Genomic DNA, 15,647 nt, shown 5'->3' with positions numbered 1-15,647 from the left:
CGTGAGCGTCCTTGCCCGGAGTATAGGCAACGCCTTTAGAAACAAGGTCCGAACAGCGGCCGTGGTGGCCGTGCTGGCGGTTGCCATCGGCCTCGCGCTGGCCATGCTGGTGGCCAACCAGGCTGTCGCCGGGAAAGTCGCGGAACTGAACGCCTCGGTGGGCACCGTGCTCACCGTCAATCCCGCCGGCGGGCAGGGCTTCGAGGGCGGCGGCGAGCCGCTGACCGCTGACCAGGCCGCGACGGCGGCTGCCGTGCCCAACGTGAGCACCGTCGTCGGCACCAAGGCGCTCCGACTGCGCAACGCCGACGCCGCCGCCCAGACCGGAACGGGCGGCCAGGGAGGACCAGGCGGCCAGGGACGTCCAGACAACCAGTCCGCCACCACCGTGACCACCAGCCTCACGGCCGCCGTCGACGCCGGCACGCTCGGCACCCGCAACCAGGCCGCGGAGGGCAGCACGGGAACCTCCGGCACATCCGGAACCGCCGCCGCGGTGCCGGCGTTCTCCGTGCCGATCACGGCGACTGGTATTGGCGCCGAAGTTGACGCCACCGGCAAGGCACTGGAACTGACCGAAGGCACCGGCCTGGGCGACTACACGGCGGCCTCCACCGGCGCCCTGCTGGGCACCACGCTGGCCGAAAAGAACGGCCTCACCGTCGGCTCGACATTCACCATCAATAGCCAGGACCTCACCGTGGCCGGCCTGTTCGACGCCGGAACCTCCTTCGGCAACAACGCCCTCTACCTGACGCTCCCGGCGGCCCAGACACTCGCGGCACTCCCCGGCGAACTGTCCACCATGATCGTCACCGTCAATTCCATGGAGAACGTCGACGCCGCCAAGACGGCGCTGCAGGACGCGCTCGGCACCGGCAGCGCAGATGTCAGCCAGGGCCAGCGGAACCTTGAAACCGCGGTCAGCTCGCTCGGCAGCGTCAAGAACATCTCCTTCATCGCCTTCGTGGCGGCCCTGTCCACCGCAGGCCTGATCATCCTGCTGATCATGGTCATGCTGGTCCGCGAACGCCGCCGGGAAATCGGTGTGCTGAAGGCAATCGGCGCCCCGAACCGCACCATCGGCCTGCAGTTCGTGCTGGAGGCGCTGGTCCTCGTGGCCCTGGGCAGTGTGGTGGGTGCCGCCGCCGCGTCCTTCGCCAGCGGCGGCATCGCGTCCGCGCTGATCAGCTCCAACACCACCGCTGCCTCCGCCACGACGGTTGCCGGCCAGCGCGGCGGCCCGGGCGGCATGCCCGGCGGATTGCCCGGCGGCGATCCGGGCAACCCCCTCGGCGGGGCCAGCCAGCTGCTGACGTCCGTGACCGCGAGCGCCTCCCCCGGCGTCATCGCCGCCGGAATCGCCGCGGTGTTTGGCGTCGCCATCGTCGGGGCGCTCGTTCCCGCGCTGCTGACCGCCCGCATCCGTCCCATCGAAGTCCTCCGAGGAGAGTAGCCATGATCGAAGTCAAGAACCTGGTCCGCACGTTTAAGTCCGGCGACCGCACCATCAAGCCGGTCAACGATGTCAGCTTCGAGCTTGAGCAGGGCACCCTGGCCTCGATAGTGGGCAAGAGCGGCAGCGGCAAAAGCACCCTCCTTTCCCTGCTTGGCGCCCTGGACAAGCCCACCAGCGGCGACGTCCTCGTCAACGGCGTGAGCCTGGCCGGGATGCCGGACGGCAAGCTCACCGAGTACCGCCGGCGGGACATCGGTTTCGTGTTTCAACAGTTCAACCTGATCCCCAACCTGTCCGCGCTGGACAACGTCATGCTGCCGATGGAGTTTGCCGGGATCCGGAAAGCGGCCCGGTCCGAGCGTGCCCGGGCGTTGCTGGAGCAGGTGCAGCTCGAACCGGACAAGCATGGGCGGCGCATCAACCGGCTCTCCGGCGGCGAGCAGCAGCGCGTGGCGATCGCCCGCGCACTGGCCAACTCCCCCAAGCTGATCCTCGCGGACGAGCCCACCGGCAACCTGGACGAACAGACCGGCGAGCACATCATCGAGCTCCTCAGTTCGCTGAGCCGGGACCACAACACCACCATCCTCGTCGTCACCCATGACCGCTCGCTGGCCAACAAAACCGACCGGCGGTTCCGGCTGCAGCAGGGCCGGCTGACGGAGGAGGCTGCGCGCGTCCGGGTCCCGGCAGGGTCCTCCGCCTAGCGGATCGCGCCACAGACCGCCGCGGAAGCCGGGGGTCCCCGCCCCCGGCTTCTAGCGGCCCAAACCCCGACGCCCGAAGCCCTACTCGCGAACCCCCAAATCCCGAAGCCCGCCAAGTATCCGGCGTGCACATCCGGGTCACGACCGGCCCGGGTGAGAGGATGACACCATGACCGCACACATCGCCGCGCCGTGGTTGTCCAGCCAGCCGGACCCCGATCCCCGCACTGCCACCGGCGCCAGGCTGCGCTGGGGCGTCATCGCCACGGGAAGCATTGCCGCCTCCGTGACCCGCGATCTGGAACTCCTCGCCGACGCCGAACTGTACGCGGTCAGTTCGCGCAGCCAGGCGGCGGCGGATGCCTTCGCCGCCGATTTCGGTTTCGCCCGGGCCTACGGGGACCAGAACGGGGAGACCGGCTATCAGCGGCTGCTCGCCAACGACGCGGTCGACGTCGTATACGTTGCCACCCCACATGCCCACCACCATGAGATTGCCCTGGCGGCGCTGAACGCGGGCAAGCACGTGCTGTGTGAAAAGTCGTTCACCATCAATGCGCGGGAAGCCTCCGAACTGGTGTCCGTGGCGCGGGCCAACGGACTGTTCCTGATGGAGGCCATGTGGAGCCGCTTCCTGCCCAGCATGCAGCGCGCCTTCCAGATCGCCGCCTCCGGCGAAATTGGGGAGGTCAAGTGGGTGGGGGCGGACCTCGGCTTCCCGGCCCCGTATTCGCCCGCCTCGCGCCTCTGGGCACCCAAAGACGGCGGCGGCGCCCTGCTGGACATCACCGTGTACCCGCTGCTCTGGGCCCTGGGCACCCTGGGCTTTCCACAGACCGTCAGTGCCACCGGCTGGCTGAACGACGACGGCGTCGACGCCCAGAACGCGCTTACCCTCGGCTACCACCACGGCGCCCAGGCGCAGCTGACGTCGTCCCTGCTGGCGCACGGCCCGCGGACCGCCAGCGTGGCCGGCAGCGAAGGGTTCCTGCAGTCCATCGGCTCGATCAACAACCCCAAGGAACTCCTGGTCCGGGTCGGCTTCGACGATCCCCGCAGCGAGACGTTCGACGTCGTGGGACGGGGCTACAGCTACGAACTGCGCGAGGTGACCCGCTGCATCCAGCACGGGCTTACGGAAAGCCCCGTAATGCCGCTCGAGGACTCCCTGAACACCATGCGGCTGTTCGACGGCGTGCGGGCCCAGCTCGGAGTGAGCTACCCAAACGACGCCCGTTAGACGCGGTTTTGCGCGGTTAAACCGGGCAAAGTTTACTTTGTGCTCTGGACTCACCCCGGCGCCCGGACTTACCCTAGAGGCAACCACCGGACTTTCGGGGAAATGGGGTGTGCGCATGGACCCAGCATCAGTCCCCTTGCGCGCGCGCCGCTTGCTCCGCCGCGTACTCATAGGAGGCGTTGCCGGCGCCGCCTGGCTGGCACTCTCAGCAACCGCTGCGATCGCGGACGACGCCGCCATTCCTACTCCCCCGGCCGACGCCGCAATCGCAGAAACCGTCCCCCTGACCGCCGTCCCCGCCGTCACGTTGGCAGCGCCACCAGCGTCCGCGGTCGTCGAAGAAGCTGTCGGGGGCATCTCCATGCCCGCCGGTACCCCGTGGACGGCTGTTCCGGTCCCGAGCGCCATCGAGCCGACGCCGGTCGCCGCCGTTACGATCTCTCCTGCCCTCCCGTCTGATCCACCCGAACCCGCACCCGCACCGGAACCTGTCCTCGAACCGTCAGCGCTGCCAGCTCCCCCACCGGAACCTGCCCCCACGCTTACGGCCGCGCCGGCTCCCGCGACCACGGAAGACGCCATTCTTGCCCCGGTGCCCACGGCAACCGTGCCGGCACCGGCCCCCGCCCCGACACCCACACCCACACCCACGCAGGTTTCTGAACCGGCGCCCGCCTCAACGCCAACTCCAACACCAACAGCCGTGCTTGCTCGCGAACCGGTTACTTCCCCGACACCGACGTCAAGTTCGACACCGGCACCGACACCGACGTCAAGTTCGACGCCGGCACCGACACCGACACCGACGTCGAGTTCGACGCCGAAACCGACACCGGCCGTGACCTCCCCGGCTCCGTCGCCTGCTCCAACCTCGCCAGTGACTGAACCGGGTGTTGAGCCCTCGCCGCAGCCCACCGGGCCGGTCCCCGTTCTAACGCCGGACTCCACAGATCCAGTGCTGGCCGTGCCGGGGTCTGCAGACCCGCTGGTAACGGACCCGGCGCTTGTGCCGGCAGATCCCGCAGTTGCTGACGGCGCAGTCGTTGTTGACCCGTTGATTACCGACCCGGCCCTCCTGGACGCAGCACTCCCCGTGGTACTCCCCGTGCTGCTGCTCCCGGCTCCGGATCCGGTCCCGGGGGACCCCGTCGTCGTCACCGCGTCCGAACTACCCGCAGATTGCCAGGTTCCCGACGAATCCGTCGCGGTCATGCAGGAGGCCTCCCCGGCCCTGCGCGCTGAGTTTCTTGAAACTGCCGGGTACCGCTCTGCCCTCGAGGGCCCCATCCAGCTGGCCGGGAACGGGCAGCATTCTGGAAGTATGCCCCCTTCGGGATCCGCGCCGGGAGGCACACCGCCGCCAGCACCTGCTGGCAAAGACGACCCTGTCCCGTTGCCCAATGGGACAGGTCTGCCCGCTCCCAACGCGCTACCTGCAGCCCCCGGTTCCGGATCCGGGAACACACTTTCCTCCGGCGGTCCCGGCGGCGCTGCTGCTTGGCTTCCGAACCAGTACTTGGTCATTCCCACAGCCGGCGCAGAACCCATCAGTGGGCCGCTCGAGCACGTCCACTCGGCCGTCGCCGCTGACCCCAGTTCATCTCCTGACTAGTTAGCCGTCTCTGCACTCCACAGAGCACGGCCAATCGGGCTGCCTTGGGCGCCCGCCAACTGTCATTCAGGAGATCCCCAATGGACGCCACCGTCCGCTGCCGTAATTCCGGCAACCCTCTTTCCGCTGTCGCGTCGCCTCTCACCGGCCTGACGCCGCCAGCCCCTGCCCAAGCCCGCCCTGGCCGAGTGCCGGCGCGCCGCAAACAATCCCCGCGCTATCAGGAGCGCCCACCCTAGGCGCGCCGACGCCGCAAGGTCTCGTGAGGCCGGAACGGAGTCGTTGGGTCCGCTGGGGGATCCAACGACCACCAGCTCAGGCAAAGCTATCGTCGTTGGGTCCGCTGGGGGATCCAACGACCACCAGCTCAGGCAAAGCTATCGTCGTTGGGTCCGCTGGGGGACTCAACGGCACCGCAGGAGAAATGTGCAACCTCCGCCCGCACGGCGGCCCTCGGTCCCCGGCCGCCGTGCGCGGAGCTAATACCCGTCCCGGTATCATTCTTAGGGGCGCCGCCGTGGCGCACGGGGGAAGGACGGGGACCAGCGTGGAAATTGATTCGCCCAACAGCGACACGGCAGAGCTCTTGGGCGGCCGCTACCGGCTGGGGGAACTGATCGGCCGCGGCGGAATGGCGTCGGTCTACAGCGCCAAGGACACGAATCTCGGACGCGAGGTGGCACTGAAGCTCTTTGCCCCGCAGTCCGCCGATCCTGACGAGCTCAGGCGTCAGGAAGCCGAGATCGAACTGCTGGCCACCCTAAATCATCCGAGCCTGGTGACCCTCTTCGATGCCGGCACGGACACCCGCATTCCCGAGGAACCACGGCCGTTCCTGACCATGGAGCTCGTGGACGGGCAAGACCTCCGGGCCCGGATCCGGCACAGCCCGCTGCCGCTGGAGGAGATCGCGGTTATCGGCGCAGGCGTGTCGGACGCCCTGGCCTACGTGCACTCGCTTGGCATCATCCACCGGGACATCAAGCCGGCAAACATCCTGCTCGTTCCGGTCCGGCCCGGAGAGCCACTGCGGCCTAAACTTACCGACTTCGGGATCGCCCGCATGATGGACGGGACCCGGCTGACCGCGACTGGCACCATGGTGGGAACCGCCGCGTACTTGAGCCCGGAACAGTCCCGGGGAGCCGACCTGGGCCCGGCAAGCGATATCTATTCGCTCGGACTGGTCCTGCTCGAATGCATCAAGGCCGAGATCGAGTACCCCGGCAGTGCGGTGGAGTCCGCCGTCGCGAGACTGCACCGCGCCCCGGCTATCCCCGATTCCGTACCCGCCGAATGGGCCAAACTGATCCGGGCAATGACAGCGGTGGACCCCTTGGACCGCCCGTCCGCCGCGGACCTCGAAAAAGCGCTGCGACAAGCCTTGGTCTCCCCCGGATCGCTCCCCGGACCCGTCGCCGAAGAGCGCACCCGCGTGCTGCCCGCCCCGCCGGCCCGCCCCCCGGGGCTATCCCCCGCCAGGCACGGCGCCCGCCCGGGCACCACTGCCCCCACGGATGATGGCGGCCACAGCAGCACCGGGACACGGACGCTGCACGTCCTCGACCCGGACGCGGTCACCCCCGCGCCGGCCGGTCGCGGGTCCTTGCTCTCCCGGACCGTCTCGGGCTTCCGGCGGGCCCGGCGCCGCACCCGGATCCTGCTGTCCCTCGCACTGCTGGCGGTTGCGGCGGGTACCGTTGCGGCCACCGTCGCCCTTGCAACCCCGGAACCACCCGGCGTCGTACCCTATCCGGCCGTAACCGGCGACCTGGGGCAGCACCTCCAGGAGCTGCAAAAGAGTGTGGAACCATGAACCTGACCACCTTGCAGGTCTCCGGAGCCCGGCGCGGCGGCTCCCGCCCGGTAATCGCCGGCTGGGTCCTGGGCACCGTGCTCCTTACCGGAACCCTGGCCGGCTGCGCCCCGGCCCCGGAGCTGGACCGCGGTGCGGCACGGCAGCTGCAATCCCAGGTCCTGGCCGTGACCGAGGCCGCCGCGGCCAATGATCCGGCCACGTCCCTGCAGCAGCTCGACGGGCTGGTGCTGAAACTGGACGAGGCGGCCGCCCGCGGCGAAGTGTCGTTCAAGCGGCATCAGAGCATCCGCGCGTCCGTCGAGACCGTGCGGACAGACCTCACCGCCCAGCAGGCCGAAGCCGCCCGGGTCGCTGCCGAGCAGGAAGCGGCAGCGCAGGCTGCCACGGCAGCCGCCGCCAAGGCCGAAGCCGATGCAGCGGCAGCCGCAGCCGCAGCTGCTCCGCCGCCCGCCGTCGCGCCCCCGGCCGACACTGGCAAGGCCAAAGGAAAGGGCAAGGGCAACGGCTAAGGCCGCGCCGCGCGGGAGTCAACCGCGGCCCCGCTGACAAAGGAGGGAGGAGCCCCGCAGGCTCCTCCCTCTTTTATCTCTATTATCTCCCCCCTCCGGGCGGTCGGGCGTGGTTACGTGCCGGTTCCGGTGGCGGGGAAGCGTTCCCAGGCCCGGTGTGCCGCCAGCAGTCCCGCGATCTGCGCGACGACGTCATCCGCCCCGTCCCCCAAGGCGATGCCCGCAGCATCGGACGGAATGCTTGCCCCGTCCAGGCAGGCGCCCGCCGGGCCCCAGCCACCGATTGCCTTGGCATGCCGGAACATCTCCGAGAGCAGCAGCACAACGCGCGGATCAAGCGAAGCCCCCGGCTCACCGGCCTTGGCGTCCCGTCCCTGCGCGGCGTCCTTGGCCGGGGCACCCGAAGCGGCCACCAGCACGGCGTCGAACTCGGTGGAGCGGGCCGTGAGGTAGGTGCGCTGGACCGGGACGCCGCCGTCGGCTCCGCCGAGGAAACCGCCGGCCGGAGCGATAACGAGCGGCACGATCCCGACGGCGTCGAGCGCTGCCCGGGCGGCCCGGACGGAGTCCAGGTCGCTGTCGCCGTCGGCGATGATGCCCACCACACGGCCGGCAACAGGCCAGGACCCGCCGATCTGGGACAAGGCCGGACTCGGGGCGGAGTCCTCCACCTGTTCGCCGGCCTGCGGGGCCGGCATGCCCAGCCCGGCGGCCACTGCCGCGCACAGGCCGGTGTCGATGTTGGCCAGCGCCAGCAGCTGCCGCTGCCGGATGGTTTCCTCGCGGCACTTCCCCAGTTCGAAGGTGTACGCCTGGATCACATGGTCCTGCTCCACCGGGGCCAGGCTGCGGAAGAACAGCCGCGCCTGGCTGTAGTGGTCATCGAAGGAGGCCGGTGACTTCCGTTCCTTGACAGCGGCGGCGAGCTCCTCGGGGACATCGATGAACGCGCCCAGGTCCGCGCCGGCGAGGAACGGGCAGCCGCCGTCGAGCGAATTCGGGTGGTAGGGCGCCGCTCCCCCGTGGACTGCCGTCTGGTGCATGCCGTCGCGGAGCATGTCGTTGACGGGCGCCTGCGGCCGGTTGATTGGAAGCTGGCCGAAGTTGGGGCCGCCCAGCCGGCTGATCTGGGTGTCGATGTAGGAAAACAGCCGGACCTGCAACAGCGGATCGTTCGTCACGTCGATGCCCGGGACGAGGTGGCCGGGGTGGAAGGCGACCTGCTCGGTTTCGGCGAAGTAGTTCACCGGGTTGGCGTTCAGGGTCATGATCCCGATAGGCTTCACGGGCGCCAGTTCCTCCGGGACAAACTTCGTGGGGTCGAGCAGGTCGATCCCCTCGAAGAACTCCTCCGCGGTGTCCGGGAAGACCTGCACGCCGAGTTCCCACTGCGGGAAGGCGCCCGCCTCGATGGCGTCGGCCAGGTCCCGCCGGTGGAAGTCCGGGTCCATGCCGTTGATCAGCTGGGCCTCCTCCCAGAGCAGCGAATGCACGCCCTGCTTGGGCTTCCAGTGGAACTTCACCAGACTCGTGGCGCCCTCGGCGTTGACGAAGCGGAAGGTGTGGACGCCGAAGCCCTCCATCGTGCGGAACGAGCGCGGCAGGGCCCGGTCGGACATGTTCCACATGGTGTGGGCCTGGGCTTCGGTGTGCAGAGTGACGAAGTCCCAGAAGGTGTCGTGGGCGCTCTGGGCCTGCGGGATTTCGCGGTCGGGATGCGGCTTTCCGGCGTGGATGATGTCCGGGAACTTGATGCCGTCCTGGATGAAGAAGACCGGGATGTTGTTGCCGACGAGATCGAAGGTTCCCTCGTCGGTGTAGAACTTGGTAGCGAAACCGCGGGTGTCCCGGACCGTGTCCGCCGAACCGCGGGAGCCCAGGACGGTGGAGAAGCGGACGAAAACGGGGGTTTCGACGTCCTTGGCCAGGAACCCGGCCCGGCTGATGCCCGACGCCGACCCGTAGGACCGGAAGACGCCGTGCGCCCCGGCACCGCGGGCGTGGACGACGCGTTCCGGGATGCGCTCATGGTCGAAGTGGGTGATCTTCTCGCGCAGGTGGTGGTCCTGGAGCAGCACCGGACCGCGCCGTCCGGCCTTCAGCGAGTGGTCCGTGTCCGAGAGCCGGAGTCCCTGGGCTGTGGTGAGGTAGGCCCCCGACTGGGCACGCGAGTTCACCGGGGCGCCGGTGGGGCTGCCGGTCGGTGACACGGCTTCGGGCCCCTGCTGGTCGGGCTTGGGCGGAAGCGGCTCGCGCGGCGTGGTGGGCTCCTCCACCACGGGCGGTTCCACCGACGGTGCGCCGGGTATCTGGATGTTGCGCTCTGCTGGCATGGGATGACTCCTCAGGGTAGGCAACCTTGGCCCCGGACCGGGGGCTACCCTATGGCATCCCCGCCGAAACTAAGCTTGCTTAGTACCATAGGTGACAGTCCCTGCGCAGGCAACAGCTTTCCTGTTGCCGGACACGTAAAACGCCGAACGGCGCACCGGATAATTCCGGAGCGCCGTTCGGCGTGCCACACTGCCGGCTGGTGCCGGCTGGCGGGGTCTAGCCCAGCATGGACAGCACTTCACTGAACTTCGCGGAGGGGCGCATGGCCGCAGTGACCTTGGCCTCGTCCGGGCGGTAGTAGCCGCCGAGGTCCACCGGGGAACCCTGGACGGCGAGGAGCTCGCCGACGATGGTTTCCTCGCCGGAATCCAGCGCACCGGAGACAGCAGCGAAGGCTGCGGCCAGCTCGGCGTCGTCGGTCTGGCGGGACAGCTCCTGGGCCCAGAACTTGGCCAGGTAGAAGTGGCTGCCACGGTTGTCCAGCTCGCCGGCCTTGCGCTTCGGGGACTTGTCCTCAAGCAGGAACGTGCCGGTGGCGCGGTCCAGGGTGTCGGCGAGGATCTGCGCTCGGGCGTTGCCGGTGGACGTGGCGAGGTGCTCGAAGCTGACGGCGAGGGCCAGGAACTCGCCCAGGCTGTCCCAGCGCAGGTGGTTTTCCTTGAGCAGCTGCTGGACGTGCTTCGGGGCGGAGCCGCCGGCGCCGGTCTCGAAGAGGCCGCCGCCGTTGATCAGCGGAACCACGGAGAGCATCTTGGCGCTGGTGCCCAGTTCCAGGATCGGGAAGAGGTCCGTGAGGTAATCGCGCAGCACGTTGCCGGTCACCGAGATGGTGTCCTCGCCCTTGCGGATGCGCTCCAGGGTGAACGCCGTGGCATCGTCCGGGGACATGATGCCGATCTGCAGGCCCTCGGTGTCGTGTTCCTTGAGGTATTCCTCCACCTTGGCGATCATCTGGGCGTCGTGCGCGCGGCCCTTGTCCAGCCAGAAGATGGCCGGCATGGCGGATGCGCGGGCGCGGGTGACGGCCAACTTGACCCAGTCGCGGACCGGCACGTCCTTGGTCTGGCAGGCGCGCCAGATGTCGCCCGGGGCGACCTGGTGTTCGATCAGCACGGTGCCGGCGTCGTCGACGATCTGGACGGTGCCGGCGGACTGGATCTCGAAGGTCTTGTCGTGGCTGCCGTATTCCTCGGCGGCCTGAGCCATCAGGCCGACGTTCGGGACGGTGCCCATCGTGGTCGGGTCGAAGGCGCCGTGGGCGCGGCAGTCGTCGATGACGACCTGGTAGATTCCGGCGTAGCTGCTGTCCGGGAGGACGGCGAGCGTGTCGGCTTCCTGGCCGTCGCGGCCCCACATGTGGCCGGAGCTGCGGATCATGGCCGGCATGGAGGCGTCCACGATGACGTCGGAGGGGACGTGCAGGTTGGTGATGCCCTTGTCCGAGTCGACCATAGCCAGCTCGGGGCCGTCGTTCAGGCCCTTGGTGATGGCCGCCTCGACGTCGCCGCGGATCTCCTCGGGAAGATCCTCAAGGCCGTTGAGGATGGAGGCGAGACCGTTGTTCGGGCTCAGGCCGGCGGCGGCGATCTGGGCGCCGTAGGTGTCGAAGAGCTCGGCGAAGTACGCCTTGACGACGTGGCCGAAGATGATCGGGTCCGAGACCTTCATCATGGTCGCCTTGAGGTGGGCGGAGAACAGCACGCCCTCGTCCTTGGCGCGGGCAACCTGGGCGGCGAGGAAGGCGTCCAGGGCGGCGGCGCGCATCACGGTGCCGTCGATGATCTCGCCGGCGAGGACGGGGAAGGCCCGTTTGAGGACCTTGACCGTGCCGTCTTCCTTGAACAGCTGGATCTTGATGTTGGTGTCGGCCTTGATAACCACGGACTTCTCGTTGGCGCGGAAGTCGTCGGCGTCCATCGTGGCGACGTTGGTCTTGGACTCGGCAGTCCAGGCACCCATGCTGTGCGGGTTCTGGCGGGCGTAGGCTTTGACCGAAAGCGGCGCGCGGCGGTCCGAGTTGCCTTCACGCAGCACCGGGTTGACGGCGGAGCCCTTGATCTTGTCGAAGCGGGAGCGGATGTCCGTCTCCTCGTCCGAAGAGGGGTTGTCCGGGTAGTCCGGGAGGGCGTAGCCCTGGCTCTGGAGCTCCGCGATGGCGGCCTTTAACTGCGGCGTCGAGGCGCTGATGTTGGGCAGCTTGATGATGTTGGCTTCGGGCTTCTTGACGAGGGCGCCAAGTTCGGCCAGCGCGTCACTGACGCGCTGCTCCTCGGTGAGGTAGTCGCCGAACGCGGCGATGATACGGCCGGCCAGCGAAATGTCGCGGGTCTCCACTTCCACACCGGCCGTCGAAGCGAAGGCTTCGACAATCGGCAAGAACGAATAGGTTGCCAGCATCGGCGCTTCGTCGGTGTGGGTATAGATAATCTTTGCCATTGCTCGGGCGTCTCCCTGAATGTCTGGGTATTTCCGGAATTTTGTGCTATTTCAACATGTCTAACTTACCCGAGGGAGCCGGGTTGCCGCCTACCGGCGTCGTCGTGCGCGGATTCCATGACGCACGCAACACGACATGACAGGAGTTGACAGGAGTCTTTACAGGCTGGTCAAAGTGCCGTAGTTTCGTTCCATTACAGCGGCCACCACGGGCGGCCGCCCCGCTTTCCACCGGTTAGGACACCCATGAGAACACCCAAGACTCTGGCCACCAGCCTGCTCAGCCTCTCCGCGGCTGCACTATTGGCCCTGAGCGCTGCGGGCGCTGCGAGCGCTGCGCCGGCATCCGGCCCTACCCCGTCGGCGACGTCGGGAATCAGCAGCCACACTGTCACCGAAACCGGCGGAGCGGAGTACTGGACGGAGGAGCGGATGCGCAACGCCATCCCCGGCGATGTGCTGGCCGAACGGGCGCTGCAGAAGGGGGCAAACTCCAAGGCGGCCGTGAACCGTCCGGCGGAAGCGGGCGCGCCCAGCACCGTCGAGTCGCAGGCACCGAGCCTGCAGGCGAAGGAAATCCAGACCAAGGTGAACGCGAGCGAAACCCCCGTCAAGCACATTGGCAAGGTCTTCTTCACGCTCGGCGGCGCCAACTATGTCTGCTCCGGCAACTCGGTCTCCGCCACGAACAAGAGCACCGTTTCCACCGCCGGCCACTGCGTCAACGAGGGCCCGGGAGCCTTCGCCACCAAGTTCACCTTCGTCCCGGCCTACCTCAACGGCGCCGCGCCCTACGGCATGTGGACGGCCAAGTCGCTGCACGCCCCGACCCAGTGGAGCTCGGGCGGGGACATGACCTACGACACCGGCTTCGCGGTCATGAACCCGCTCAACGGCCAGAGTCTCGCGGACGTGGTCGGCGCTTCCGGTGTGCAGTTCAACGCAGCCCGCGGCCTGAGCTACAAGTCCTTCGGCTACCCCGCGGCCCGGCCCTTCAACGGTGAATCCCTGAAGAGCTGCACCGGTACGGCCACGAACGACCCCTACAACCCGCAGTTCAACTCCCAGGGCATCCCCTGCAACATGACCGGCGGCTCTTCCGGCGGGCCGTGGTTCATCGGATCCAGCTCCACCGGCTACCAGAACACGATCAACAGCTACGGTTACGGCAGCAAATCCACGACGATGTACGGACCGTACTGGGGCTCCGTCATCCAGCAGGCCTACACCACCGCGGCCGCCTCCTAGCCCGGCCTACAACCAACCCCCAACGCGGGGTCACTTGCGGTCCATTCCAGCAGCGCGGATGGGCTGCAAGTGACCCCGCGTTGGCGTTTCGCTGGGGTGCGCGGCGGCGTCTCAGCGGCACGGCGTCACGGCGTCACGGCGTCACGGCGTCACGGCGTCACGGCGTCACGGCGTCGCAGGTCACCGCTTCACGGGGCACCGCGGGACATGCCCTCCGTCCGGACCCAGCACTGGACATAGACCCCGTATGCCCGGTGCTGGGCCCGGGGAATGAGCATGTCCCCCAACCCAGGACTGCACACCGGGCCCGCGCCACACGATCTCCACGGGACATGCACTCCCCCGGCCTCCAAGCATGGACATATGGCCCTTATGCCCACCCGTAGCCACGAAAAATGGACTTGCCCTCCGGGAAGGGAGGGCATGTCCATTCGTGGTGAAACTTGGTGGGGAAACTACGTTCCGTGCCGCCAGAGCCGCGGCGCGAATCGCCGCGGGCCTGGCCTACTGTCGCACCGGCCCCGCAGTGAACCAGCCGAACAGCCGACCAGCCGCGCAGCTACCGCCTAGTGGAAGAAGTGCCGGGCGCCGGTGAAGTACATGGTGATGCCGGCGGCGTTGGCTGCGGCGATGACTTCCTCGTCGCGGACCGATCCGCCGGGCTGGACGACGGCGCGGACGCCGGCGTCGATCAGGATCTGCAGCCCGTCGGCGAACGGGAAGAACGCGTCCGACGCCGCGACTGCACCGCGGGCACGCTCCGGCGCACCGCTCGCGTCGGCGTTCGAGGCACCGCCGGCGCCGTCGACGTCGGAGTCCACGCTCACGCCGAGGGAGTTCGCCCGCTCGACGGCGAGCTTGCAGGAATCGAGGCGGTTGACCTGGCCCATGCCGATGCCCACGGCGGCACCGTGGTCGGCGAGCAGGATGGCGTTGGACTTCGCGGCGCGGCAGGCGGTCCAGGCGAACGCGAGATCGGCGAGGGTCCCGGCGTCGGCGGCCGCACCGGCGGCGAGGGTCCAGTTGGCGGGGTTGTCGCCCTCGGCGTCGACCCGGTCCGACATCTGCACCAGCACACCGCCGGACACCTGCCGGATTTCGGAGGGGTACCGGCCGTAGCCCTCCGGCAGGGCGAGGAGGCGGATATTCTTCTTCTTGGACAGGATTTCCACGGCCTCGTCCTCGAAGCCCGGGGCGATCACGACCTCGGTGAAGATGCCTGCGACGGTCCGGGCCATGCCGGCGGTGACCGTGCGGTTGGCAGCGATCACGCCGCCGAACGCGGAGACCGGGTCGCAGGCGTGCGCCTTGGCGTGCGCGTCCGCGATGGGGTCCGCGGCGGAGGCGGAACCCACGGCCACACCGCAGGGGTTGGCGTGCTTGATGATCGCGACGGCGGGCTCGGCGAAGTCGAACGCGGCGCGCAGGGCGGCGTCGGCGTCGACAAAGTTGTTGTAGCTCATCGCCTTGCCGTGCAGCTGGTCGGCCTGCGCGATGCCGGCCGGGGCGGCCCGGTCCACGTAGAGGGCGGCCTGCTGGTGCGGGTTTTCGCCGTAGCGCAGGACCTCGGAGCGCTCGAGCGACAGGCCGGCGTAGGCGGGCCAGTCGATCACGCCGTCGCCGTCCTCGTCGAGGAACTGGCTCGCGGTCCAGCTGGCAACGGCGGTGTCGTAGGTTGCGGTGTGCGCGAAGGCCTTGGCGGCGAGCCGGCGTCGGGTCTTCAGGTCAAAACCGCCGGCAGCAGCGGCAGCAACGACGTCGTGGTACGAGGACGGGTCCACCACAATGGCGACGGCGGCGTGGTTCTTCGCCGCGGAGCGCACCATCGCGGGGCCGCCGATGTCGATCTGCTCGACGACGTCGTCCAGCGCGGCGCCCGACTTCACCGTTTCCACGAACGGGTAGAGGTTGACCACAACGAGGTCGAACGGCTCGATCTCCATCGAGGCGAGCGTGTCCATGTGGGCCGGGACGCGGCGGTCGGCGAGGATGCCGCCGTGGACGCGCGGGTGGAGGGTCTTGACGCGGCCGTCCAGCATTTCCGGGGAGCCGGTGACTTCCTCGACTTCCTGCACCGGGATGCCGGCGGCGGCGATCCTCTTGGCGGTGGAGCCGGTGGAGACGATCTTGACGCCGGCGTCGTGCAGGCCCCGCGCGAGCTCCTCCAGACCGGTCTTGTCGTAGACCGAAATCAGGGCCCGGCGGATGGGAACACGGTCGATGGATACACGGTCAAGCTGCGTGAAGCTCACAAAAGTCTCCGTCTTATATCGCGGCGGGGCC

Annotated in this window: 10 protein-coding genes; 6 read left to right on the top strand and 4 right to left on the bottom strand. The window is 68.6% G+C overall.

Annotation, left to right across the window (positions count from 1 at the left end; genetic code table 11):
- Position 1: 1 nt before the first annotated feature.
- The 3 genes from AC50YM_RS12715 (at position 2) to AC50YM_RS12705 (ending at position 3,406) form a co-directional block, all read left to right on the top strand.
- Positions 2-1,456, top strand: a complete 1,455-nt coding sequence (locus AC50YM_RS12715) for an ABC transporter permease (RefSeq protein ID WP_494957314.1) — start codon at positions 2-4, stop codon at positions 1,454-1,456.
- Between the two features lie 2 nt (positions 1,457-1,458).
- A complete protein-coding gene (locus AC50YM_RS12710) occupies positions 1,459-2,166 on the top strand; it encodes an ABC transporter ATP-binding protein (RefSeq protein ID WP_494957313.1) in 708 nt (235 codons plus the stop codon).
- Between the two features lie 169 nt (positions 2,167-2,335).
- The gene (locus tag AC50YM_RS12705) at positions 2,336-3,406 is read left to right on the top strand and encodes a Gfo/Idh/MocA family protein (RefSeq protein ID WP_494957312.1); all 1,071 of its coding nucleotides are present in this window, start codon (positions 2,336-2,338) and stop codon (positions 3,404-3,406) included.
- A gap of 1,168 nt (positions 3,407-4,574) precedes the next feature.
- On the opposite strand, the gene AC50YM_RS12700 is transcribed toward AC50YM_RS12705, so the two are convergent.
- Positions 4,575-4,718 carry a hypothetical protein gene (locus tag AC50YM_RS12700; protein WP_494957311.1) on the bottom strand — a complete coding sequence of 48 codons (144 nt, stop codon included), beginning with the start codon at positions 4,716-4,718 and terminating at the stop codon, positions 4,575-4,577.
- A gap of 853 nt (positions 4,719-5,571) precedes the next feature.
- Between AC50YM_RS12700 and AC50YM_RS12695 the strand changes: the two genes are divergently transcribed.
- Complete coding sequence (locus AC50YM_RS12695) at positions 5,572-6,834, top strand: serine/threonine-protein kinase (RefSeq protein ID WP_494957366.1); 1,263 nt, start codon at positions 5,572-5,574, stop codon at positions 6,832-6,834.
- Positions 6,831-7,346 (top strand): mucin-associated surface protein, encoded by a 516-nt coding sequence (locus tag AC50YM_RS12690; RefSeq protein ID WP_494957310.1) that lies wholly within the window; start codon positions 6,831-6,833, stop codon positions 7,344-7,346. Before AC50YM_RS12695 ends, AC50YM_RS12690 begins: the two co-directional genes overlap by 4 nt.
- 113 nt (positions 7,347-7,459) lie before the next feature.
- Here AC50YM_RS12690 and AC50YM_RS12685 read toward each other — a convergent pair whose 3' ends face one another.
- Positions 7,460-9,679, bottom strand: coding sequence for a catalase (locus tag AC50YM_RS12685; RefSeq protein WP_494957309.1), 2,220 nt, complete (start codon positions 9,677-9,679; stop codon positions 7,460-7,462).
- 217 nt (positions 9,680-9,896) lie between these two features.
- Complete coding sequence (locus tag AC50YM_RS12680; RefSeq protein WP_494957308.1) at positions 9,897-12,116, bottom strand: NADP-dependent isocitrate dehydrogenase; 2,220 nt, start codon at positions 12,114-12,116, stop codon at positions 9,897-9,899.
- Between the two features lie 246 nt (positions 12,117-12,362).
- Between AC50YM_RS12680 and AC50YM_RS12675 the strand changes: the two genes are divergently transcribed.
- Complete coding sequence (locus AC50YM_RS12675) at positions 12,363-13,364, top strand: trypsin-like serine peptidase (protein ID WP_494957307.1); 1,002 nt, start codon at positions 12,363-12,365, stop codon at positions 13,362-13,364.
- 566 nt (positions 13,365-13,930) lie between these two features.
- On the opposite strand, the gene purH is transcribed toward AC50YM_RS12675, so the two are convergent.
- A complete protein-coding gene (purH, locus tag AC50YM_RS12670) occupies positions 13,931-15,616 on the bottom strand; it encodes a bifunctional phosphoribosylaminoimidazolecarboxamide formyltransferase/IMP cyclohydrolase (RefSeq protein WP_494957306.1) in 1,686 nt (561 codons plus the stop codon).
- Positions 15,617-15,647 lie beyond the last annotated feature (31 nt).

It is taken from the genome of Pseudarthrobacter sp. RHLT1-30-1 (assembly GCF_059383415.1).
Note: the sequence above shows the minus strand (reverse complement) of the source record. Positions and strands in the feature narration are given on the sequence as shown.